Genomic DNA, 22,912 nt, shown 5'->3' with positions numbered 1-22,912 from the left:
GGCGGGGGGGGGGGAGGCAGGGGCGCCCCCGGCCGGCGGACCGGGGGGGCGGGGCGCCTCTCTGCGCTGCCGGCGCACTGCCCTGTCCGCACGCCGCGAGCAGATCGGGCGGGGCGGCTCAGCCGATCATGGTGCCGGCGAAGCGCACGAGGACGCTGCCGAAGACGATCAGCACGATCAGCACCGCCAGGCCGATGCTCCACAGGCCGGCGCTCGAGCGCAGGCCGGGGCCGGCCGGGATCGCCCCCGCGCGCACGCAGCGGCCGATCGTCGCCATCAGCAGGAACGGGTGCACGAGCCACACGATCATGCAGTAGAGGCACAGCGCATTGATGTCGAAGGTGGCCTCGAGCCACAGCCACAGCAGGAAGATCTGCCCCAGGGCCTGCCCGATGACCAGCCCCCACCAGAACCAGCGCCGGAACCGGGCCCCCGCGAGCACCGCCACGGCGATCACGATCACCACCGCGTAGGCGACGAGCCCGATGAACGGGTTGGGGAAGCCGAACAGCGAGGCCTGCTCGGAGCGGATCACGGTGCCGCAGGAGAGGACCGCGCTGATGTCGCACGCGGTGGTGTGCAGCGGGTTCTCGAGGATCTGCAGCTTCTCGCCGATCAGCGCGATCGAGGCGCCGAGCCCGGCCAGGGAGGTGATCAGGGCCAGCACGGCCCAGCCGAGGTCGCCGGCGGGGCGCGGGGCGACGGGGTCGGAGTCTCGGGCGTCGGCGCGCCGGAGGCGGGTGTCATCGGTCGGGGGGACGGCATCGGATCGTGTGGTCACACCCCGATCCTAGAGGCGGCGGAGGCCCCCGGCTCCAGGACCCGTCGAGCCCCGGCCCCTTCCGGAGCAGAACGTGATGAGCCTCATTTCCGGAAATCCGTGTGCGAGAATGGATCCGGTCCTTCGTCGGTCGCACCCGGTGGAGGGCCCGTCAACGGCTTCGACCCCGGTCGACGCGGCCGCAGCTCTCGGAAGGATCGAGCGCGTCCGTCGACCGGACAAGATCGCCCGCGGACCAGGCGCCACCAGAGCCCGGCCGGGCGGCTCGGATCCCGTGACGGCCCGTGCGCCCGGCGAGTCACCGCCCTCCGCGCGGAGCACACCACGACTTCCAGGCAGCCGCGCGACCCCACGGGGCCACGCACGGCGCTCCCGACCGGCGGGACCTCCGGGTGCGGACGGACGGTACCCGCAGGAGTACAACCGAGATGGCATCAGACCAGGCGAATCCCAGTTCCGAATCCGCGGCTCAGGACCCCGCGGCGGCAGCGTCGCAGACCGGCAGGACCGGCGGCGCCGGGGAGGCGGCCGAGCCGCGGGACGCGGAGCGGCGCACGACAGGGCAGGCGTCGTCCGAGCCGCCCGCGTCCGGGCCGAGCACGGGCACGGCGTCCGAGTCCGACGCATCCGCCGAAGCGCCCGACGGCGATCCGCTCGCGTCGCAGGCAGCAGCCGCCGAGACCGCGGATCCGGCCCGCGAGGCGTACGAGGCGTTCGCGTCGGCCGAGCACGACGGCGCCTCGCGGAGCGGCGATGAGCAGGACACGGCCGTGATCCGCACGACCTCCCTGGCCGGGGACGCCGAGACCTCGCCGGGCGAGTCGTCGGAGGACGCCGACGAGCCCTCCGACGTCGCCTCCGAGGCGCCGAGGAAGGACGAGTCGCCGGAGGCCCCCGGAGCCGACGCGGCAGCGGAGCACGGCGCCGCGCCGAGGCCCGACGCCTCGGAGCCGGGCTCCGAGGAGCCCGGCTCGAAGGCCTCCGCCGAGTCGGAATCCTCGGCGGAGGATCCCTTCGCCGTCCTCGGCGCGGCCACCGCAACGTCGCTGCTCTTCCATGCGCCGGCCCCGGAGGACGTCGCCGCCGCCCGGGAGCGCGCCGAGCGCAAGCGCGAGGAGGCCCGCCTGCGCGAGGTCCAGGCGGAGGAGCGGGCCGAGGAGGCCGAGTACGAGGATCCCGAGCCCGGCGCCGGCGTGACGAGCCGTCGGCGCCGGCGCCGTCGTCGCGGCTCCGAGGACATGGAGGTCAGCGGCGGCGACGAGGGCGATCCCGAGCAGACCGTGACCCGGATCCGCACGGCCCGGGTGATCGACGGCTCGGCGCCGACGACCGTGCAGTCCGTGAAGGGCTCCACGCGCCTGGAGGCCAAGAAGCAGCGCCGCCGCGAATCCCGCCAGACCGGGCGCCGCCGCCAGGGGATCACGGAGGCCGAGTTCCTGGCCCGCCGCGAGTCGGTCGAGCGCACGATGGTCGTGCGGCAGAAGAACGACCGCATCCAGATCGGCGTCCTCGAGGACGGCATCCTGGCCGAGCACTTCGTCTCCCACACGCAGCAGGACTCGCTGATCGGCAGCGTCTACCTGGGCAAGGTCCAGAACGTCCTGCCGTCCATGGAGGCCGCCTTCGTCGACATCGGGCGAGGCCGCAACGCCGTGCTCTACGCGGGCGAGGTCAACTGGGACCAGGCCGATCTGGGCGGGGCGGCCAAGCGCATCGAGAACGCCCTCAAGCCCGGCGACCCCGTGCTCGTGCAGGCCACCAAGGACCCGGTGGGCCACAAGGGCGCGCGGCTGACCAGCCAGGTCTCCCTGCCGGGCCGCTACCTGGTGTACGTCCCCGGCGGGTCGATGACCGGCATCTCCCGCAAGCTGCCCGACGTCGAGCGCCAGCGCCTCAAGAAGATCCTCAAGGACCACCTTCCCGAGGGCGCCGGCGTCATCGTGCGCACCGCCGCCGAGGGCGCCTCCGAGGAGGAGCTGACCAACGACATCAACCGCCTGCGCACCCAGTGGGAGCAGATCCAGGAGAAGGCGGCGCAGGGGCGGACCCTGGCCCCGGAGCTGCTCTACGCGGAGCCGGACCTGACGATCAAGACGGTTCGCGACGTCTTCAACGAGGACTTCACCTCGATGGTCGTCCAGGGCGAGCAGGCCTGGGACAGCATCGAGGCCTACGTGACCTACGTGGCCCCGGACCTGCTGGACCGCGTGCAGCGCTGGGACGAGGACGAGGACCTCTTCAGCCACTACCGGGTGGACGACCAGATCTTCAAGGCGCTCGAGCGCAAGGTGATGCTGCCCTCCGGCGGCTCGCTGGTGATCGACCGCACCGAGGCCATGACGGTCATCGACGTCAACACGGGGAAGTTCACCGGCTCGGGCGGCAATCTCGAGGAGACCGTGACCAAGAACAACCTCGAGGCCGCGGAGGAGATCGTGCGCCAGCTGCGGCTGCGCGACATCGGCGGCATCGTGGTGATCGACTTCATCGACATGGTGCTCGAGGCCAACCGGGACCTGGTCCTGCGCCGACTCATCGAGTGCCTGGGCAGGGACCGGACCAAGCACCAGGTCGCCGAGGTCACGTCCCTGGGGCTCGTGCAGATGACCCGCAAGCGCATGGGCACCGGCCTGCTCGAGGTGTTCTCGGAGAACTGCGACGCCTGCGACGGCCGCGGCGTGATCGTCCACGACCATCCGCTCAAGGGCCGCAGCGGGGGCGCCCCCGACAGCCGCCAGGGCCGCAACGACCGCAAGCGCAGCCGCCGTCTTCCGGGATCCCAGGAGGCCTCCCGTGCGCGCACCGAGGACCCGGAGCAGGCCAAGCGGGCCGAGACGACGCGCAATGCGCTGGCCGCGATCGCCTCGGCGACCCATCACGACGCCGAGGCGCCGGCGCCGGCCTCAGCAGGGGAGTCCGAAGCGCCGACGCAGCAGGACGCCGCCTCCGAGGAGCAGCGCGGCTCGGCGCAGGACGTGCACGAGGGCAGGGAGGGCGCCAAGCGGCGTCGCAAGCGCCGCGGCAAGCGATCGCGCGGGCGCGGGCAGGACGCCCCGGCCGGAGAGAAGCAGACCCGGGACGAGGACGGCGGGCCGTCGCAGGACGCGGACCCCGCCCCCGAGCAGCAGGAGCGCTCCGGCGACGCCGGGGCTCCCCACGACGCCTCGTCCGAGTCGTCCGCATCCGAGTCCTCGGCCCGCGGTGACCGGCCGGAGGACACCGTGTCGGGAGCCGGCGAACAGGCCGGCTCGGCCGGTCCGTCGCGCGGCGGCTCCGACTCCGACGGGGGCCGGGGCTCCCGCTCGGGCGGCCGAGGCCGGCGCGGCGACCGCTCGTCGGGCCGAGGCGGCCGCGGCGGGGTCGGCACGGGCTCGCGCTCCGAGGAGGAGACCCGCTCCCTGATCGAGGCCCGGATCCGCGCGGCCTCCGGCGACGACGACGCGGCGCAGGCCGCGGAGGACGACGGCTCAGCGCATGGCGCCGACTCCCGCGCCGGGGATCCGGACGGCCGACGCCGGCGACGCACCCGCAGCGCACGCACCGAGGCGGCCGAGGCCGCGACGGGCGCGGCACAGGGCGAGCGCGCCGCGGCAGCCCAGGAGCAGCGGCGCTCCCGGTCGGCCGGCACCGGGCAGCCCGGTCCGTCGGCCGCAGAGGCTGCCGCATCCGAGTCCGAGCGCTCCGATGCCGCCCCGGTGGCGGCCCCGGCACCGGAGGAGCAGTCGCCCGAGCGGCGCGCGGAAGCGCAGGAGCCGTCCTCCGGCCCCGCCGCGAGCTCTGCGGGACAGCCGGGGCGCACCCGGCGCAGGCCGCGCCGTGCGACGTCGCAGGGCAGCGGTCCGGTGCAGGTCCCCGAGGCCCCGCAGCCGGAGCCCTCGCAGCCGGCCTCGGGCGCCGCGGGTCGGCAGGCGCAGCCGGCGGCGAGCACCCCGGCTGCCGAGACCGTGCAGGGCACCGCCTCCGTGCGCCGCGGCGACGAGTCGGAGGAGACGGCGCCGGTGCGGCAGCGAGCCCGTCGCTCGCGGCGCGCCGCGGCGCCGGCGGGAACGCCCGAGGTCCCGGCCTCGGCCCCGGCGCCGGCGTCGAGCACGCCCACGGTCACGGCCGGAACCGCCGCCGTGGTCTCGGCGGCCGACGGCGCCTCCCGCGTCACGATCAACGGCGAGGTCATCGAGCTGCCGAAGGGGCAGTCGACGACCGAGGCCCTGGGCGCGGAGCCCTCGGCGGGCTCCGAGCTGGCCTCCCTGGCCAGGTCGCTGGGCGAGCGCGAGCCCGGGGCCGCCGGACCGCGTCGCAGGCCCCGCCGCTCCCGCCGGGCCGGAGCCCCGGAGTCGGCCCCGCAGACGGGCGCGGCGGACGCCGAGCAGCGCCGCGCCGGCGACGCCGAGCAGGGCTGACCGGCACCTGCGAGACGGCGACGGCCGCTCCCCCCCCCGGGGGGGGGCGTCGCCCCGCCCCCCCGGGGCGTTGCCCCCCCCCCCCCCGGGGGGGGGGGGCCCGCCGCCGTCTCGCCCGGGCGCTGTCCCTCACCGCACGAGCGGACCTCCGCGCCGTCCGCCGGGATGTTCAGTAGACTGCGGGACGCACGACACGGGGTGCCGACCGGAGACGGCGGCTGAGAGCACACCCGTCGAACCTGAACTAGCTCGCACTAGCGGAGGGATTGTCGCCATGACGCCACACCACACCCAACACGCATCAGCATCCGCGGCGGAGCCGGGGATCGCTCCCGAGCGGATCGCCGAGCTGCTGCAGCGGCTGCGCGAGACCAGGCCGCTCGTGCAGTGCCTGACCAACACCGTGGTGGCCGGATTCACGGCCAATGCGCTGCTGGCCCTGGGCGCCTCTCCGGCCATGACGGACATCGCGGGGGAGGCAGGCCCCTTCGCCGAGGCCGCCGACGGGCTGCTGATCAATCTGGGGACCCCGAAGGAGGAGCAGCGCCGGGCCATGCGCGAGGCCGCCGAGGCCCGCACGGCCATGGGCGCGGCGTGGGTGCTCGATCCGGTGGCCGTGGGCGCCCTGCCGGTGCGCACGCAGCTGGCACGCGAGCTGCTGGCCCACGGGCCCTCCGTGATCCGCGGCAACCCCTCCGAGATCATCGCCCTGTCCGGCGGCGCCGGCGGGCGCGGCACCGACTCCACCGACGATCCCGAGGCCGCGGTGGAGCCGGCCCGCCGACTCCTGGCAGGGCGTTCCGGCGTCGCCGGGGAAGCTCAGGGGGAGGACACCGGGCGCCCCGTGGGCGCCGCGGCGATCTCCGGACCCACGGATCTGATCGTCGGCTCCGGAGCGACCCTGGCCGTCCCGCACGGCCACGAGCTGCTGACGCGGGTGACCGGCGGCGGCTGCGCCCTGGGCGCGGTGATCGCGGCCTTCACCGCCGTGACCGAGGACCCCGGTGAGGCCGCCGTGCTGGGCAGCCTCGTGTGGGGTCTGGCCGCCGAGGACGCCGCGCAGCGCTGCGCCGGCCCCGGGACGTTCGCCGTGCACCTGCTCGATGCGCTGAGTGCGCTGTCGCCCGAGGACGCCGCCCGCCGATCGCGGGTGAGCCCGGAGAGCAGGGAGGGCGCAGCGTGAGCCCCGCGTTCGACCCCTCGGCCCTGCACCTCTATCACGTGACCGACGACGTCCTCAGCCGTCCCCGCGCCGTCCCCGAGGTGGCGGAGCTCGCCGTGCGCGGCGGGGCCACCATGATCCAGGTCCGTGCCAAGCAGCTGACCGGCCGCGAGCTGCTCGAGCTGCTCGGAGCCGTCGCGGACCGGATCGCCGGGCGCGTGCCCGTCGTCGTGGACGACCGGGTCGAGATCCACCTGGCGGCGCGGGCCCGCGGCATCGCCAGCGACGGGGTGCACGTCGGCCAGTCCGACCTTCCCCCGGAGGACGCGCGACGGCTGTGCGGGGCGGGGGCGATCATCGGACTCTCCGCGGGGACCCCGGACGAGGTGCTCGCCGCCCACTCGCTGCCCGAGGGCACCGTGGACTACCTCGGCATCGGCGCCGTGCGCGCCACCGCGACCAAGCCCGATGCGCCGCAGCCCCTGGGCGTCGACGGCTTCGCCGAGCTGCACGGACTCAGCCGCCTGCCGGTCGTGGCCATCGGCGGCATCCGACCCGAGGACGCCGGCCCGCTGCGCCGCGCCGGGGCCGACGGCGTGGCCGTCGTGTCGGGCATCTGCGCGGCCCCCGATCCGGAGGCCGCCGCCCGGGCCTACGCGGCGCAGATGCCGAGATGACCCGCCCCGCGGCCCCGGATGCCGGCCCGCGAGCCGCTCCGGGGCCGCAGGACGTGAGCACCGCGACGACGCGCGCGCCCCGATGTCCTTGTCGCTGGGACCTCCGGTGGAGTAATCTGCTTCCTCAGTGCCATCACCGCATGACCCCTTGCGAACCCGTCCACGTCGCAAGCGCGGGACTTCGGCGGCACACCCGGGTGCAGCTCCTGACCGCTGGGAAGCCGCGTCGGCCGTACTGTCTCCATCCCACTGGCAGGCCGATGCCACGGTGTTCTCGGCGTCGTCAGTCAGGCAGGAGCGTCTGCGCCCCAAGACAGTGATTTCTACTCGAGAGAAGTGAGTTCCCCGTGGTTTACGCGATTGTCCGTGCAGGCGGCCGCCAGGAGAAGGTTGCCGTCGGCGACCTCGTGACCCTCGACCGTGTCGCCGGCCAGGCCGGCAGCACCCTCGAGCTGCCCGCCCTCCTGGTCGTCGACGGCGATAAGGTGACCTCCGAGGCCGAGAAGCTCTCGGGCGTCACGGTGACCGCCGAGGTCGTCGAGAACCTCCGCGGCCCCAAGATCCGCATCATGCGGTACAAGAACAAGACCGGCTACAAGAAGCGCCAGGGTCACCGTTCCGAGCTGACCACCGTGAAGGTCACCGACATCAAGGCCTGATCCTCCGGTCAGCCCCCTCCCATCCCTGGGTCCCCGGCGTCGCCGCGACGGCGCCGGAGGGACCGACTAGCGAAAGCAGGCAGCAGCCATGGCACATAAGAAGGGCGCAAGCTCCACCCGCAACGGCCGCGACTCCAACGCCCAGTACCTGGGCGTCAAGCGCTTCGGCGGCGAGTCCGTCAACGCTGGCTCGATCATCGTGCGCCAGCGCGGCACCCACTTCCACCCGGGCGACAACGTCGGCCGCGGCAAGGACGACACGCTGTTCGCCCTGGCCACCGGTGAGGTGGCCTTCGGGACCAAGCGCGGCCGCAAGGTCGTGAACGTCCTCGCAGCAGCGAAGTGACCCCTCGGCCGCACGGCAGTCCCGGACAGGGGCGCCGAGCGGCCTGTGACGCGGCAGGACCCGCGTCATGCTCACCGCAGGAATCGGAGGGTGGGTGCCATGTGCGCCCACCCTCTGTTCTTCGTCCGGACCCGGGCCGCGCTCAGAGCCGCGGGCGGGTCGCACACAGCGGCACCTTCCGGAAGGTGCCCATCAGCTGCCGGCGCGACAGGCCCGGCGAGGAGGGGAGACCATGGCCGAATTCGTCGACCGAGTGGTGCTCCATGCAGCGGGGGGCAGCGGCGGCCACGGCTGCGTGTCCGTCCGCCGCGAGAAGTTCAAGCCGCTCGGCGGGCCCGACGGCGGCCACGGGGGCGACGGCGGCTCGGTGATCCTGCGGGTCGACGGCCAGTCCACCACGCTGCTGCCGTACCACCGCTCCCCCCATCGCTCGGCCCCGAACGGCGGCCCGGGCATGGGCGATGACCGCAACGGCTTCAACGGCCAGGACCTGGTCCTCTCGGTGCCGGACGGCACCGTCGTCAAGGACCGCGACGGCGAGGTGCTCGCCGACCTCGTGGGCATCGGCGCAGAGTACGTGGCGGCCCACGGCGGCCAGGGCGGTCTGGGCAATGCCGCGCTGGCCTCGCCCAAGCGCAAGGCCCCCGGCTTCGCGCTGCTGGGCCTGCCGGGCGACGTCCGCGATGTCGTCCTGGAGGTCAAGTCGCTGGCGGACATCGCCCTCGTGGGCTACCCGTCGGCGGGCAAGTCCTCGCTGATCGCCGCCATGTCCAAGGCCCGCCCCAAGATCGCCGAGTACCCGTTCACGACGCTCGTGCCGAACCTCGGCGTGGTCGAGGCCGGGCAGCACCGCTACACGGTCGCCGACGTCCCGGGCCTGATCCCCGGTGCCTCCGAGGGCAAGGGCCTGGGCCTGGAGTTCCTGCGCCACGTCGAGCGCTGCGCCGCGCTCGTGCACGTGATCGACTGCGCGACGCTCGAGCCGAACCGCGATCCGATCTCCGATCTCGAGGCGCTCGAGGCGGAGCTGGCCGCCTACGCGATCGACGGCAAGCTCGACGGCGGGCGCTCGATCCCGCTGCTCGAGCGCCCCCGGCTGGTGGTCCTCAACAAGATCGACGTCCCCGAGGCCCGCGAGCTCGCCGACTTCGTGCGACCGGACCTCGAAGAGCGCGGCTACCGCGTGTTCGAGGTCTCGACCGCGTCCCACGAGGGGCTCAGCCTGCTGGGCTACGCCATGGGCGAGCTCGTCGAGCAGGGCCGGGAGGCCGAGGCCGAGGTCGGGACGGCGCCGACCGTGCTGCGCCCCGAGCCGCTGCGCACGCGCCGCGGCGGCCGTGCCGGGGTGCCCGACTTCACGATCACCCGCGAGCAGCGGGGAGCGGAGCCGCTGTGGCACGTCCGCGGCGAGAAGCCGGAGAAGTGGGTGCTGCAGACCGCCTTCGACAACGAGGAGGCCGTCGGCTATCTGGCCGACCGCTTCGCCAAGCTCGGCATCGAGGACGAGCTGTTCCGCCAGAAGGCCCGTCCCGGCGACGCGGTGCTGATCGGTCCCGAGGAGAACGGCGTCATCTTCGACTGGGAGCCGACCATGGTCGGCGGCGCCGAGCTGCTGGCCGCCCCGCGCGGCACCGACCCGCGCCTGGCCGAGTCCACCAGCCGGCCCACCCGCGAGCAGAAGCGCCGCGAGTTCTACGAGCGGATGGACGCCAAGACCGCCGCGCGCGACGAGCTCGAGTCCGAGCGCCGTGCCGGCGTGTGGACCGAGTCCCTCGAGGCGCGTCGCCGCGGCCCCGGACGGGGCGCGGAGGGCGAGGAGCCCGCGCAGGACTGAACAGCCGACGATCACTCCCGAACGACCCGTGCCCCGCTGGGGCCTCAGGAAGGACACGGAGCACATGCCCAAGGGCCTGCAGAAGACCGACATCGACCGGATGGGCGGAGAGGCGGAGAAGTCCGTCGAGCAGCTCAGCGCCGAGAGCCGCGGCAAGAACCGGACCTCGCCGATCTCGACGCCGTCGCAGATCCCGCGCGCCAAGCGGATCGTGGTGAAGGTCGGCTCGTCGTCGCTGACCAGCATCCAGAACTCGATCGACGAGGCGGCCATCCAGCGCATCGTCGCGGCCCTGGGGATGCAGAAGAAGAGCGGCAAGGAGGTCGTGTACGTCTCCTCGGGGGCGATCTCGGCCGGACTGTCGCCGCTGGGCTTCGACCGGCGCCCCAAGGAGCTGGCCGCCCAGCAGGCGGCGGCCTCGGTCGGGCAGGGGCTGCTCATGGGCCGCTACATCGATTCGCTGGCCCGCTACGACGTCCTCGTGGGCCAGGTCCTGGTCACGGCCGAGGACCTGATGAACCGCAGCCACTACATGAACACCCACCGGCAGATCGAGCGGCTGCTGGACCTGGGCGTCATGCCGATCATCAACGAGAACGACGCGGTCGCGACCCAGGAGATCAAGTTCGGCGACAACGACCGCATCGCGGCCCTGACCGCCAACCTGATCAAGGCCGACGTCCTGCTGCTGCTCTCGGACGTCGACGCGCTGTACACCAAGCACCCCGACGAGGGCGGCGAGCGGATCCCGGTCGTCGAGGATCCGCTCAAGGACCTCGAGGGCGTCGAGATCGGGACCGTCGGGCGCGCGGGCGTGGGCTCGGGAGGCATGGTGACCAAGGTCCAGGCCGCCCGCATCGCCGCGGCCGGCGGCGTCCCGGCGCTGGTCACCTCGACGCAGAACATCGACCGGGCGCTGGCCGGCGAGGACGTCGGCACGTGGTTCCTGCCGACCGGCGGACGTCGCAACACGCGCCTGCTGTGGCTGGCCCACCTGGCCGACATCAAGGGCACGCTCGTGCTCGACGACGGCGCCGTGAAGGCCATCGGCAAGCGCAAGTCGCTGCTGCCGGCCGGGGTGACCGAGGTGCGCGGCACGTTCTCGGCGGGGGAGCCGGTCTCCCTCGTGAGCCAGGACGGCGAGGAGATCGCCCACGGGCTGAGCAACTACGGCTCGGAGGACATCCCCGAGATGCTCGGGCGCACCACCCGGGAGATCGGCCGGAGCCTGGGCTCGGAGTACGAGCGCTCGCTCGTGCACGTCGACAACCTCGTGACGGTGCGCTCGCGCTCCGCGAAGACCAAGGTCCGCCGCCAGCCCAGGACCCACTCGCTGCCCAAGGTCGGGGCCAGGGACAGGAGCACGGGCAAGGAGAAGGGCGCAGCGCGCCGACGCAGCCGGTCAGCCGAGCCCGAGCGCTCCCGCAGGGAGAAGGGGGAGTGACCCCGCCCGTCCCGTCCGCCGCCGGCGGACGGGACGGGCGCGGCGCTCCGCTGCCGCGCACCCCGCGCGGAACAACGACCGGCAGCCATGCGCTGCCTCAGCCAGCAGCGCTGCACGCAGCCGATGACCGAAGCAGGATGAATCACGATCCCGCCCGCGGGCGGAGGAGGAGCACACCCTGATGGCAGAGAACACCACGGACCGGACCGCCGACAAGGGCGAGGGGCAGGACGACACGAACGTCAAGGCCTCGACCGACGCCTCGACCCGGCTGGCCCACCAGACCTTCGGCGAGGATCCCGAGACCGCCGTCGGCCTGATGGCAGACGACGCCAAGGCGGCCTCTCGCACTCTGGCCACGGCCACCCGATCGCGCAAGGACGATGCGCTGCTGCACATCGCGGAGTCGATCGAGGCTTCCGCGGCGCGCATCGTCGAGGCGAACAAGCGGGACCTCGAGCGCGGCCGGGAGAACGGCACCTCCTCCGCGCTGCTGGATCGCCTCGAGCTCGACGACGAGCGCATCGCCGGACTGGCCGACTCCCTGCGCGAGCTCGCCGCGCTGCCCGATCCGGTGGGCGCATTCGTCCGCGGGCAGACCCTGGCCAACGGCCTGCGCATGCGCCAGATCCGCGTCCCCATGGGCGTCGTCGGGGCGATCTACGAGGCGCGCCCGAACGTGACGGTGGACATCGCGGGCATCGCCCTGAAGTCCGGCAACGCCGTGCTGCTGCGCGGCGGGTCCGCCGCCGCGGAGTCCAACCGGGTGCTCGTCGGCCTGATCCGCGACGCGCTCGCCGACAAGCGCCTGCCCGTGGACATCGTGCAGACCGTCGACGACTACGGCCGCGACGGGGCCAACGCGCTGATGACCGCCCGCGGCAAGGTGGATGTGCTCATCCCGCGCGGCGGCCACGGGCTCATCCAGTCCGTCGTGGACAACGCCACCGTCCCGGTCATCGAGACCGGCGAGGGCAATGTCCATGTCTACATCGACGCCTCGGCGGCGGAGAAGATGGCGGTCGAGGTCGCCGTCAACGCCAAGACCCACCGCACCTCCACCTGCAACACGGCGGAGACGCTGCTGCTGCATCGCGACGCCCAGGCCGGGCCCGCCGTGCTCGAGGCGCTGATCCGGGCAGGGGTGACCCTGCACGTCGACGACCGCGCCGCCGAGATGCTGCCCTCGGGCGCCGACCAGCCCCAGGCCACCGAGGAGGACTGGGGCACCGAGTACCTCGACATGCACATGGCCGTGAAGGTCGTCGACTCGCTCGACGAGGCGCTCGAGCACATCGAGCGCTACACGACCCGCCACACCGAGGCGATCGTGACGAACGACCTGGCGGCCTCGGAGAGGTTCATCGCCTCGATCGACGCCGCGGCGGTCATGGTCAACGCCTCCACGCGCTTCACCGACGGCGGCGAGCTGGGCCTCGGGGCGGAGATCGGCATCTCCACGCAGAAGATGCATGCCCGCGGCCCCATGGGCCTCGAGGAGCTCACGACCACCAAGTGGATCGTCCAGGGCGACGGGCACATCCGGCCCTGAGCCGCAGGACCGCCGGAGGCTCCCGGGCGGTTACCATGGGGGACGACCGGGAGCCCCGCCGCGCGGGGAGACAGAAGGGAAGACCATGCTGGAGACGTCCGTGCTCATCCAGGCCGCCGAGGGCGGCCACCACGTCGTGAACGAGCTGCCCGTGCCGGGCCCGCTGTTCGGCGTCGTGGCCTTCATCCTGTTCCTGCTGATGCTGCTCACGGCCCTGTCCTTCAGCCCGCGCAGCCAGTCCCCGGACACGACCGATCGCCACGTCGACCCCGCTGCTCTGCCGGCCGACGAGGCCCGCATGCTGGCCAACTACTCGGCCAAGCGCGATCACTGAGCCGGCAGCGGATCCCCGGCGCATCCGTTGACGGAGAACTCGCAGCTCGCCATCGTCGCCCGGCGGGAGTCCCCTGAGACAGCGGCTCCCCGCGCGGAGGAGCACGGGATCCCGGTGCCGCCGCGGCAGCCCGGTCGCACTCGGCTGGGCGTCATGGGCGGGACCTTCGATCCCATCCACAACGGCCACCTCGTCGCCGCCTCCGAGGTGGCCTCGGTCTTCGACCTGGACGAGGTCGTGTTCGTCCCCACCGGGCAGCCGTGGCAGAAGTCGGGCTCCGAGGTCTCCGACGCCGAGCACCGCTATCTGATGACGGTCGTGGCCACGGCGGCGAATCCGCGCTTCAGCGTCTCGCGCGTGGACATCGACCGGCACGGCCCCACGTACACCGTGGACACGCTGCGGGACCTGCACGAGCTGCGCCCGGACTCCGACCTCTTCTTCATCACCGGGGCCGACGTCCTCAGCGAGATCCTCTCCTGGCATGGCGCCGAGGACATCTGGGACCTGGCCCACTTCGTCGGCGTGACCCGTCCCGGGCACGAGCTCAGCGTCCCCGACGGGGCCGGCGACGTCGTCCTGCTCGAGGTCCCCGCCATGGCGATCTCCTCGACCGACTGCCGCACGCGGGTGCGCAGCGGCAAGCCCGTCTGGTACCTCGTGCCGGACGGCGTCGTGCAGTACATCGGCAAGTACGGGCTCTACCGCCCCGGCGACGAGCAGCGCTGGCCCGCCGACACGACCACGCACAGCTGACCCCTTCCCATCACCCCGCTCCTGCACCCGCAGGCGAGCAGATTCGAGGCACCGATGAGCGACGACCGGTTCGCGCAGTCGAGCGACGCTGCGCCGGACGATGTCAGCATCCCGGATCCGGACGACCCGCAGTCCGCCGGCCTGGCGCCGCCCGCCCCGGTCATCGACCTCGGCGGCGCCCCGTCCACCGGTGCGAGCAGGCCGCTCGGGCCCCGGCGCCTCGCACTGCTGCAGGAGCAGATGGCCGAGCACCAGAAGGAGATCGCCGAGAAGTCCTCGGACGATCCCAGTCGCGTCGACCCGGAGCTGGCCCAGAAGCAGCGCCGCATGGCCGAGCTCGCCTCCCGGGCGGCGATCGCCTCGGACGAGGACCGTCAGCTCGCCGAGGACGCGATCGCACAGACCCAGTCGATCCCGCCGATCACCGACGAGCACCTGGCCGCCCGCGACGCCGAGCCGTCGACGGACGAGCCGGCCTCCGAGGAGCCGGTGCGGGAGGACGACGTGGCGTCCGGCGAGCCGGAGCAGCGCGATGCCACTCCCGTCGTCGAGCACCCCGTCGAGCAGGCCGACGACGCCGACGAGCGCTCGCCCGAGGAGATCGCCCCGGTCGAGTCGACCGAGGACGAGCAGGAGCCGTCGTCGCCGGTCCGCGCGGTCAACGCCCAGGGCCTGCAGCTCATGGAGCCCAAGGACTACCGCAGCTCCCCGGACTGGCGGACGCCGGCGCTGAGCATCGCCGCGATCCTGATCCTGGCGCTGGCCGTCGTCCTGCTCCTCGTCCTGCTGTGAACCCACGCATCTCATGATCCGCGCGCCACGCGGCGGATCCGCCCCACGACCCCGAATCGCATCGCCGCGGGCGATGGAGAGGAAGCACCGCATGAGCATTCCCGAGACCTCCCTCGAGTACCTCCGCACGGCGGCCCGGGCCGCCGATGACAAGAAGGCCGAGAACATCGTGGCGATCGACGTCAGCGAGGCCCTGGCCATCGTCGATTCGTTCCTGATCGCCTCGGCGCCCAATGAGCGCCAGGTGGCCTCGATCGTCGACGCGATCGAGGAGGAGCTGCAGCAGCAGCACGACCTCAAGCCCATCCGCCGCGAGGGTCGTGCCGAGGGCCGCTGGGTGCTGCTCGACTTCGGCGACGTCGTCGTGCACATCCAGCACGACGAGGAGCGCGCCTTCTACGCCCTGGACCGCCTGTGGGGCGATGCTCCAGCGATCGATCTGGGCCTGGTCCCAGCAGAGACCACGTCGGAGGCGCCGACGAGCTGACCGGGCGGGGGAGCGACGGCCGATTTGCGCCGCCGCCGAGCGTCCCCTACTATTTAACGCGTTGCCGAACGGGAGACGAACTCCTCGGGAACGGGCAGAGCGCCTCGGTGAGAGACGCGGCTCGCGAACGTGGTAGGGTTTCCAGGTCGGAAACGGCAAGGGGCTGTGGCGCAGCTGGTAGCGCATCTGCATGGCATGCAGAGGGTCAGGGGTTCGAGTCCCCTCAGCTCCACCGAAGAGGATCGAGAAGGGCCGCACCGAGAGGTGCGGCCCTTCGTCGTATGCCGCGGCGGTGGCTGCTCGCGCATCGCCTGCCATGGCGGGGGACGGCCATGCACCCGGTCGTGGGGCCGGGAGGCATCGGTGCGCGGAGGGGACGCACCGGCCGGCTTTCCGGGGCTGAAGCGTGGCGGATGAGTCCCCTCAGCTGCAGTGCGGCCCGAAGCCGGCTCCGGGGTTCATGAAGGCCGAGCTGGAGACCACCGTCGAGGATCTCGTCGGTCCCATCGAGCAGTCGGTCTGCGGACCCGTCGCCGCGCTGCAGCAGGTGCTGCCAGGGATGCGTGAGCTCGGACGGGGCACGGTCGTGCTCATCAACGGCGCCAGCGCGGTCACGCCGAGCGGAGGCGTGGCCGGCACCTCGATGGTCTTCGCCGCCGAGAGCGCCTACGGGCAGATGCTCCACGAGGCCCTGGTCGATGAGGGGATCCACGTCGGCCAGCTGATCATCCCGCTCGGGATCGGCGGGGGCGATCCGGATCACGAACCGGCCGCAGTGGCTGAGCGGATCTGGGAGATCCATCAGGACCGCAGCGGCTTCCGCGTGGTGGTCCGCGAGTGATTCCATGCGACCCGTCCGCACTCTCCGTATCAGCGTCGGAGACGTTCAGCTCGACGCGGTGCTGTGGGAGAGCCCGGCGGCGCTGGATCTGCTGAAGCAGGTTCCCCTGACCCTCGAATTCTCCGGCTGCGGAGACCCCTCGCCGCTGAGCGATTGGGAGGCGGGCCGCCCCGTGACCATCGCCGGCGTCACGGAATGAGGCCGGGGGCGGCCAGTGCGGCGTCGCCCCCGGCTTCGTTCGAGCAGCTGGCCTCAGGGGCGGACGAGGACCTTGAGGCTGCGGCGCTCGTCCATGTCCCGGTAGCCGTCAGGCACCCCATCGAGGTCCGTGCCGGCGTCGAAGACGCGGCCGGGACAGATGAGGCCGTCGAGGATATCCGGCAGAAGCTCCTCGATGTACGCCCGCACCGGGGCGGGGCCTCCTGCCAGGCGGATGTTCCGGCCGAAGAGGCTGGTGAATCCGACCGGGGCGTCCTCGTACTGAGGCACTCCCACGCGGCTGATGACCCCGCCAGGACGGACGACGCCGATGGCCTGCTCATAGGCGGGCATGTGCCCGACCGCTTCCAGGACGGCGTGAGTGCCGTGCCCGCCGGTGAGCTCACGGACCTTCGCGATGCCCTCCTCGCCGCGCTCGGCGACGACGTCGGTCGCGCCGAGTTCCATGCCGAGGTCGGTGCGCTGCTCGTGACGGCCCATGAGGATGACCTGCTCCGCGCCGAGACGCCGAGCGGACAGCACCGCCATGAGACCGACCGCGCCGTCGCCGATCACGGTGACGCTGTGACCCGGCTGCACGGCGGCCATGCGTGCTGCGTGGTACCCGGTGCCCAGGACATCGGCCAGAGTGAGCAGCGACGGCATCAGCTCGGAATCGGCGGCCACGGGCAGCTTGACCAGGGTGCCGTCGGCAAGCGGCACGCGGATGGCCTCGGCCTGGGCGCCTTCGTCGGCCATCCCGTCCCAGAATCCGGCGTGCGCGTGCGTGCAGGAGGTCTGGAGACCCTCCCGGCAGAACACGCAGGTGTTGTCGGAGACTGCGAAGGGCGAGACCACGAGATCGCCGACGGCCAGGGTGGCCACCTCGGAGCCGACCTCCTCGACGATGCCGATGAACTCGTGGCCCATCCGGGCCGGTCCGTCCTCCGCGGTCATCTGGTGGTAGGGATGCAGATCCGAGCCGCAGATGCAGGATGCAGTGATCCGCACCAGCGCATCGGCGGGATGCTGGATCGTCGAATCGGGCACGTCCTCGATCCGAACATCTCCTGCCTGATGCATGAGGGCTGCGCGCATGGTGTTCTCCTTCGTGGTGATTGAGGATTCAGTGGGAGGAAGAGTGCGTGCCTCGGCTGCGCCTTCGCGCGATCAGCGCCAGGGCGATCGTCGGGATCAGGGTCAGGACCACGATGATCGTGCCGACCGTGGCCGGACCGGACAGCCCCAGCGCGGTGCCCAGGGAGGCTCCTGCGATCGGGGTGCCGATCGCAGTCCCGCTGTTGAAGGCCGCGACAGCCAGTCCCGAGCCGAGGGTCTCCGCGCGGCCGGCGTGGGTGACGGCCAGGTGGATCAGCACGGCGTTGGCGCTGAGTCCGAAGGCTCCCAGCAGGATCACCAGGAGCACGGTCAGCCAGGTGATGCCCGTCAGCGTGGCCATCGCCAGCAGGACGAGAGTCGACAGCGCCGGGACGGCGATCACGACCGCATGCGCGTGCTCGTCGCCCAGGCGACCGCCGAGCAGCGTTCCCAGGAACGAGCAGATGCCGTAACCGGCGAGCACAGCAGGAACGAGACCGGGTGCGAGTCCGGCCTGATCGGTGAGGATCGGAGCCACATAGGAGTACGCGGCGAGGACGCCGCCGGACGTCGTCAGGCATGCCGCAAGGACGAGCCACAGCCGCGGCGAGCGCAGATCGGCCAGTCCGTCGAGCATCGAGGGCGCATCCTCCGGCGGGGCATCCGCGGGGACCAGGCTGAGCAGGAGCACCACCGCGAGAGCCGCAGCCGCGGCCAGCGCCCAGAACGTTCCGCGCCAGCCGACCATCTGAGCCACGAACGCCCCGATCGGCACTCCGAGCACGGTGGCCAGCGAGCCTCCCGCTGCGACCACGCCGACGGCCGAGGACTTCAGCGAGACGCTGACCAGATTCGAGGCGGCGACCGCGGCCACGGCCCAGAACGCGCCCGTGGCCAGGGCGGTGATGAAGCGGGCACCCATGAGGACGGTGAGGTCCGAGCTCAGCGCGACGACCACGTGCCCCAGCGCGAAGACGACCAGCGCCGCCAGGAGAGTGCGCTTCTTGGACAGGCGCATGGTCAGCAGTGCCAGCACGGGGGCGCCGATGACCATGCCGATGGCGAAGACCGTGATGAGCGAGCCGGCCTGGGCGAGGGTGATGCCCAGATCGGCGGTGATCTGGGGCATGATGCCCGCGATCAGGAACTCGGTCGTGAGCATCAGGAACGTGCCCATGGCCAGGACGTAGACCACGAGCGGCAGATGCTCTCGGCCCGTCCTGCTGGTCGGCGTGGTCGTGTCGATAGCTGCGGGAGCGTCGTCGCGCATGGGCACCTCGGAGTCGTCGGGATCGCTCGGACGGCATCCAGCACAGACCATGTGCAGGCGGGGGACCAGGGCGAGCCGACGGGGGTGCTGAGCAGGCCCCCCTCCGCTCGGCGGCTCCTCCTATCGTGAGGGCATGGAGAATCGCGACGACATCCGGGACTTCCTCGCCACACGGCGGGCCAAGCTGACGCCTGCAGACGTCGGCCTGCCCACCAGCGCCCGACGCCGGGTCCCCGGCCTGCGTCGGGAGGAGGTCGCGGTCCTCGCGGGAGTCAGCACCGAGTGGTACACGAAGCTGGAGAAGGGCCACATCGCAGGGGTCTCGGAGGAGGTCCTGGCCGCCGTCGCAGAGGCTCTGCGCCTGGAGGACGATGAGCGCACCTACCTGCTCGACCTCGCCCGGGCCGCCAGACCGACTCGCCGGCAGCCGACCCGGCGCCGGGAGGTGCCCGTGCCGGCGCAGGTCCAGTGGATGCTCGACTCGATCACCATGTCGGCAGCCTTCCTCCGCAACGGGCGCTTGGACGTGATCGGCGTGAATGCGCTGGGCAGGGCCCTGCACGCGCCCATGTTCGACAGCCCGACCGCACGGGGCGGGAGGGCGAACTTCGCGCGCTACCACTTCCTGGACCCCGGTTCTCGGGACTTCTTCGTCGACTGGGAGGGCGGTGCCGCCGCGACGGTCGCGCTGCTGCGGGCCGAGGCAGGGCGAGCCCCGTATGACATGGCGCTGCGGGAGCTGATCGGAGAGCTCTCCACGGTCAGCGAGCAGTTCAGCGCGTACTGGGGCTCGCACGACATCCTGATCCGCCATGAGGGGCGGAAGGGACTGCACCACCCCGCCGTCGGGGACCTCGAGCTGACCTACCAGTCCACGGAGATCCCCCTCGCCAAGCGGGCCTGGCACGACCTGACCTTCTACACCGCGGAGCCGGGGACGACGCACGAGGAGAGGCTCAGGCTGCTGGCCAGTTGGCACGCCACGGGCCCCGCTCAGGTGTCCGGCAGCGCCGCATCGCTGCCTCGGGGCAGCTGAGCCGCGTCCTCAGTGATGGCCGCAGCTCCTGGCTGCGCCGGAGTACGGTGATCTGCCATGAGCGAGGAGCCGCAGCAGGATGAGCCGCACCGGGGAGCCGTCCAGACCCCCGACGGAGCGCGACTGGACTGGGAGTCCTACGGCGACGGCCCCGGCCTGCTCCTGATCGCGGGGCAGGCCACCACCCGCCTCAGCTGGCTGCATGTGCTGCCGCAACTGGCGCGCGGGCGTCGGGTCGTGGTCTTCGATCATCGCGGGGTGGGGCGCAGCACGCTGGGGGAGCCGGGAGGACTCAGCGTGCGGACCCTGGCTCAGGACGCGCTCGCCGTGATGACGGATGCCGGTCTGGAGCACGCGGATGTCTACGGCCATTCGATGGGCGGGCGCATCGGCCAGCGGCTGGCGATCGACGCGCCCGAGCGCGTGCGTCGGCTGATCCTGGCCAGCACCACCGGGGGCGATCGTCGGGACGGTCCGCGCGGACCGGGCATCGACGCCGCCCTGGCCTCCGGAGACCGTGCGACGCTGACCCCGCTGTTCTTCACCGACGGCTTCGCCGCTCAGCATCCGGACGTGGTCGAGGACTTCTTCGCCCGCGACGCCTCTCTCACCGCTCGCCGCCTGCACTTCCAGGCCAGCCGCAGCCACGACGCCTGGGCCGACCTGCCCCGGATCACGGCGCCCGCACTGGTGCTGCACGGCGACGACGACCGGGTGACGCGCCCTGACAGTGCCCGCCGCCTCGCCGAGCTCATTTCGGGCTCCCGATTGCGGATCCTGGAGGGCCAGCGGCACTGCCCACACCTGGAGTCGACGGAGGCGATGGACGCTGTGGGGGAGTTCCTGACGGCTGACTGATCGCCGGTGCCGTCCGATGCGCCGGCTCAGGCGCCGACGGCGCGGCCGTGCTTGCGGGCATAGGCGCGGGCGGCCCTGACCCGATCGCCGCAGCGAGTGGAGCACCAGTGCCTACGGGCGTGCGTGCGCAGGTAGAGGCGATCGCACGGCGTCGCATCGCACCGGTCGATCTGCTCACGGGCCTCCCCCGTCAGCAGGGCGACGGCGTCCTCCGCGATGCGCGCCATGGCGAACTCGACCTGCCGGGTGACCGGGTGCTCGAGGGCCCGGTGGTAGCCCCGGCCCGGATCGTGGCCCAGCGTCGCCGCGGCGGGGGCCGCCGTGAGCGCGGAGTTCACTGCGCGCAGTGCCCGGGCCGATGGCGCGCGTCCCTCCGCCTGGGCGACGAGCAGCTCCCGCAGCTCGGCCCGCAGGCCCGTCAGCTGGTGCTGGCAGTAGGAGAGCAGGGCGGTGTCGGCCGGGACCAGCTCCCGCTGCCGCAGCCACGCGGTGGCCGCCTCGGGGGAGTCGAGCTCGTCGGCCACCTGGTCGCCGGGCAGGGTCACCCGGCTGTCGGCGAGGGCGAGAGCGATGTGGTCCGCCGCGCCGGGGGCGGGGGGCAGGGGGATCGGCGACATGGATATCACGGTATCAGGAGAAATTTTCCGTGAGCCGAATGCTACGGTGTCATCACGCTGAAGCACCTCGTATGCCGTGAGAAAGCAGGAGACCCATGGAGATCCCCGCCCCGTCCGGAGCCGCGCCGTTCACGCTGTCGGTGCATGACAACGCCTACACCGGGGTCGGGCTCTCGGCTCGGGAGTCCTTCGCCGAGATCGTGGCGCTGGCGGAGCTGGCCGACCGGAAGGGCTTCGAGCGCTTCTGGATGTCGGAGCACCACGGGATGCCGGGGGCGGCGGCCGGCTCGCCGCAGCTGATGCTGGCCCGACTCACGGCCGTGACCTCGCGCATCCGGCTGGGAGCCGGCGGCGTCATGCTGCCCAACCACGCCCCGCTGGTCATCGCGGAGCAGTTCGGGATGCTCGAGTCCCTGGCTCCCGGCCGGATCGACCTCGGCCTCGGTCGGGCCCCGGGGACCGACCACGCCACGGCTGCGGCGCTGCGACGCCATCATGAGGCGAACGACGGCTTCCCGCAGCAGGTCGCCGAGCTCGTGGGGTTCCTGGAGGACGACTTCCCGCAGGGCCACCCGTATCGGCAGGTGCATGCCGTCCCCGGCCCGTGGCAGGCCGAGCAGAACCGGGTCCCCGGCACGTCTGCGGCACCGCAGGTGTGGATCCTGGGGTCGTCGCCCTACTCGGCCCGGCTGGCCGCGCAGCTGGGCCGCCCGTACGCGTTCGCCCTCCAGTTCGGTAAGGCCGATGTGGACGCCGCCTTCGAGCTGTACCGGAAGAGCTTCCAGCCCTCGGAGCACCTCGGCGCCCCCCGCACCATGGTCAGCGTGGGCGTCCTGGCGCACGAGGACGCCGACGAGGCGCGGCGGCAGTCCGCGACGTCGGCGATGGCCATGCTGCGCATGTTCAAGAGGGAGCCGTTCGCGCTGCTGCCCCCGGATGAGGTGGCGGCCTATCCCGCCACGCTCGAGGAGCAGATGATCCTGGAGACCTACACCGACAACAGCCTGCACGGGACCGTCGAGACCGTGGCGGACGGCCTCGAGCGACTGCACGAGCGCACGCAGGCCGACGAGATCATGATGGTCGTCGGCGCGCACTCCCGGGAGATCTCACGGCGCACCGTCGAGCTGCTGGCGGATCACTACGGCCTCTCGTCGTCCTGAGCCGGCAGCTCCCGGACGGCCTTGGCGGGGCTGCCCACGGCGATGACGTTCGCGGGCAGGTCCTTGGTCACCACGGAGCCGGCGCCCACGACGGTGTTGTCGCCGATCGTCACGCCGGGGCAGACGATGACGCCTCCTCCCAGCCAGACGTTGTCGCCCAGGGTGATCGGCTCCGCGGCCTCGACCTTGTCCCGGCGGGGACCGGGCTCCACCGGATGCGTGGGCGTGAGCAGCTGCACGTTGGGCCCCAGCTGGCAGTCCTCGCCGATCGTGATGGGCGCGACGTCCAGGGCCGTCAGGCCGATGTTCACGAAGCTGCGGGCGCCGATGCTGATCCGCCAGCCGTAGTCGACGAACAGCGGGGGGCGCACATCCGCGCCGTCGCCGAGCCCGCCGAGCAGCTCCTCGAGCACGCCCCGGGCGCCCGGGTCATCTGCCACGACAGCGCGGTGGTACTGATCGGCCAGGCGCGCGGCCCGCTTCGAGTGCTCGGCGAACTCGGGGCCCTCGGCGATGTAGGGATCCCCGTCGAGCATGCGCTGCCAGTGGGTGCGGTCGTCTCCGGCGAAGTGATCCTGGGTCATCCTCCGAGGCTACGCGCTCACCGGGC

General features: G+C 72.6%; 22 protein-coding genes, 1 tRNA gene and 1 riboswitch. Of the genes, 18 read left to right on the top strand and 5 right to left on the bottom strand.

The window, feature by feature from the left end; translation table 11 throughout:
• Nucleotides 1–118: 118 nt before the first annotated feature.
• A complete protein-coding gene (locus FSY66_RS04530) occupies nucleotides 119–781 on the bottom strand; it encodes a vitamin K epoxide reductase family protein (protein ID WP_144791702.1) in 663 nt (220 codons plus the stop codon).
• A gap of 428 nt (nucleotides 782–1,209) precedes the next feature.
• On the opposite strand from FSY66_RS04530, the gene FSY66_RS04525 reads away from it, so the two are divergent.
• From FSY66_RS04525 to FSY66_RS04455, 15 genes are all read left to right on the top strand, one after another.
• Entirely contained in the window at nucleotides 1,210–5,178 is a 3,969-nt protein-coding gene (locus tag FSY66_RS04525) for an Rne/Rng family ribonuclease (RefSeq protein WP_144791700.1), read from the top strand.
• A 184-nt stretch (nucleotides 5,179–5,362) separates the two neighbouring features.
• Nucleotides 5,363–5,462, top strand: a riboswitch (TPP riboswitch).
• Nucleotides 5,453–6,361 carry a hydroxyethylthiazole kinase gene (gene thiM / locus FSY66_RS04520; RefSeq protein ID WP_144791698.1) on the top strand — a complete coding sequence of 303 codons (909 nt, stop codon included), beginning with the start codon at nucleotides 5,453–5,455 and terminating at the stop codon, nucleotides 6,359–6,361. (Overlaps the previous riboswitch by 10 nt.)
• Complete coding sequence (gene thiE / locus FSY66_RS04515) at nucleotides 6,358–7,017, top strand: thiamine phosphate synthase (protein WP_144791696.1); 660 nt, start codon at nucleotides 6,358–6,360, stop codon at nucleotides 7,015–7,017. Before thiM ends, thiE begins: the two co-directional genes overlap by 4 nt.
• Nucleotides 7,018–7,364: 347 nt before the next feature.
• The gene (gene rplU / locus FSY66_RS04510) at nucleotides 7,365–7,676 is read left to right on the top strand and encodes a 50S ribosomal protein L21 (RefSeq protein ID WP_144791694.1); all 312 of its coding nucleotides are present in this window, start codon (nucleotides 7,365–7,367) and stop codon (nucleotides 7,674–7,676) included.
• Between the two features lie 88 nt (nucleotides 7,677–7,764).
• Nucleotides 7,765–8,022 carry a 50S ribosomal protein L27 gene (rpmA, locus tag FSY66_RS04505; RefSeq protein ID WP_144791692.1) on the top strand — a complete coding sequence of 86 codons (258 nt, stop codon included), beginning with the start codon at nucleotides 7,765–7,767 and terminating at the stop codon, nucleotides 8,020–8,022.
• Nucleotides 8,023–8,254: 232 nt separating this feature from the next.
• Nucleotides 8,255–9,856 (top strand): GTPase ObgE, encoded by a 1,602-nt coding sequence (gene obgE / locus FSY66_RS04500; protein ID WP_144791690.1) that lies wholly within the window; start codon nucleotides 8,255–8,257, stop codon nucleotides 9,854–9,856.
• A gap of 64 nt (nucleotides 9,857–9,920) precedes the next feature.
• Complete coding sequence (gene proB, locus FSY66_RS04495) at nucleotides 9,921–11,300, top strand: glutamate 5-kinase (protein WP_144791688.1); 1,380 nt, start codon at nucleotides 9,921–9,923, stop codon at nucleotides 11,298–11,300.
• 181 nt (nucleotides 11,301–11,481) lie between these two features.
• Nucleotides 11,482–12,852, top strand: coding sequence for a glutamate-5-semialdehyde dehydrogenase (locus FSY66_RS04490; RefSeq protein ID WP_144791686.1), 1,371 nt, complete (start codon nucleotides 11,482–11,484; stop codon nucleotides 12,850–12,852).
• Between the two features lie 85 nt (nucleotides 12,853–12,937).
• Nucleotides 12,938–13,186: a hypothetical protein gene (locus FSY66_RS04485; protein WP_144791684.1), complete on the top strand. Its 249-nt coding sequence runs from the start codon at nucleotides 12,938–12,940 to the stop codon at nucleotides 13,184–13,186.
• A gap of 108 nt (nucleotides 13,187–13,294) precedes the next feature.
• Nucleotides 13,295–13,942 (top strand): nicotinate-nucleotide adenylyltransferase, encoded by a 648-nt coding sequence (nadD, locus tag FSY66_RS04480; protein ID WP_260853501.1) that lies wholly within the window; start codon nucleotides 13,295–13,297, stop codon nucleotides 13,940–13,942.
• Between the two features lie 54 nt (nucleotides 13,943–13,996).
• Nucleotides 13,997–14,734: a prolipoprotein diacylglyceryl transferase gene (locus FSY66_RS04475; protein ID WP_144791680.1), complete on the top strand. Its 738-nt coding sequence runs from the start codon at nucleotides 13,997–13,999 to the stop codon at nucleotides 14,732–14,734.
• Nucleotides 14,735–14,825: 91 nt separating this feature from the next.
• Nucleotides 14,826–15,221, top strand: coding sequence for a ribosome silencing factor (gene rsfS, locus FSY66_RS04470; RefSeq protein WP_144791677.1), 396 nt, complete (start codon nucleotides 14,826–14,828; stop codon nucleotides 15,219–15,221).
• A 159-nt stretch (nucleotides 15,222–15,380) separates the two neighbouring features.
• Nucleotides 15,381–15,453: transfer RNA gene (locus tag FSY66_RS04465), tRNA-Ala, on the top strand.
• A 228-nt stretch (nucleotides 15,454–15,681) separates the two neighbouring features.
• On the top strand, nucleotides 15,682–16,062 hold the full coding sequence (locus tag FSY66_RS04460; RefSeq protein WP_186304408.1) for an SDR family oxidoreductase: 381 nt from the start codon (nucleotides 15,682–15,684) through the stop codon (nucleotides 16,060–16,062).
• 4 nt (nucleotides 16,063–16,066) lie between these two features.
• Nucleotides 16,067–16,261, top strand: coding sequence for a hypothetical protein (locus tag FSY66_RS04455; protein ID WP_144791673.1), 195 nt, complete (start codon nucleotides 16,067–16,069; stop codon nucleotides 16,259–16,261).
• Nucleotides 16,262–16,314: 53 nt separating this feature from the next.
• Here FSY66_RS04455 and FSY66_RS04450 read toward each other — a convergent pair whose 3' ends face one another.
• Together FSY66_RS04450 and FSY66_RS12810 are read right to left on the bottom strand one after the other, a co-directional pair.
• Nucleotides 16,315–17,358, bottom strand: coding sequence for a zinc-binding dehydrogenase (locus FSY66_RS04450; RefSeq protein ID WP_144791671.1), 1,044 nt, complete (start codon nucleotides 17,356–17,358; stop codon nucleotides 16,315–16,317).
• 28 nt (nucleotides 17,359–17,386) lie between these two features.
• Entirely contained in the window at nucleotides 17,387–18,628 is a 1,242-nt protein-coding gene (locus FSY66_RS12810) for an MFS transporter (RefSeq protein ID WP_260853455.1), read from the bottom strand.
• A 133-nt stretch (nucleotides 18,629–18,761) separates the two neighbouring features.
• Here FSY66_RS12810 and FSY66_RS04440 point away from each other — a divergent pair, with 133 nt between their 5' ends.
• Complete coding sequence (locus FSY66_RS04440; protein ID WP_144791669.1) at nucleotides 18,762–19,664, top strand: helix-turn-helix domain-containing protein; 903 nt, start codon at nucleotides 18,762–18,764, stop codon at nucleotides 19,662–19,664.
• A 57-nt stretch (nucleotides 19,665–19,721) separates the two neighbouring features.
• On the top strand, nucleotides 19,722–20,522 hold the full coding sequence (locus tag FSY66_RS04435; protein WP_144791667.1) for an alpha/beta fold hydrolase: 801 nt from the start codon (nucleotides 19,722–19,724) through the stop codon (nucleotides 20,520–20,522).
• 26 nt (nucleotides 20,523–20,548) lie between these two features.
• Here FSY66_RS04435 and FSY66_RS04430 read toward each other — a convergent pair whose 3' ends face one another.
• Nucleotides 20,549–21,139, bottom strand: a complete 591-nt coding sequence (locus FSY66_RS04430; protein ID WP_144791665.1) for an ABATE domain-containing protein — start codon at nucleotides 21,137–21,139, stop codon at nucleotides 20,549–20,551.
• Nucleotides 21,140–21,234: 95 nt separating this feature from the next.
• Here FSY66_RS04430 and FSY66_RS04425 point away from each other — a divergent pair, with 95 nt between their 5' ends.
• Nucleotides 21,235–22,302, top strand: coding sequence for an LLM class flavin-dependent oxidoreductase (locus FSY66_RS04425; RefSeq protein ID WP_144791663.1), 1,068 nt, complete (start codon nucleotides 21,235–21,237; stop codon nucleotides 22,300–22,302).
• Here FSY66_RS04425 and FSY66_RS04420 read toward each other — a convergent pair.
• On the bottom strand, nucleotides 22,281–22,886 hold the full coding sequence (locus FSY66_RS04420; RefSeq protein ID WP_144791661.1) for a sugar O-acetyltransferase: 606 nt from the start codon (nucleotides 22,884–22,886) through the stop codon (nucleotides 22,281–22,283). The two genes, FSY66_RS04425 and FSY66_RS04420, sit on opposite strands and share 22 nt — an antisense overlap.
• Between the last annotated feature and the right edge of the window lie 26 nt (nucleotides 22,887–22,912).

This window comes from Kocuria palustris (genome assembly GCF_007666205.1).
GTDB lineage: Bacteria > Actinomycetota > Actinomycetes > Actinomycetales > Micrococcaceae > Kocuria > Kocuria palustris_A.
Note: the sequence above shows the minus strand (reverse complement) of the source record. Positions and strands in the feature narration are given on the sequence as shown.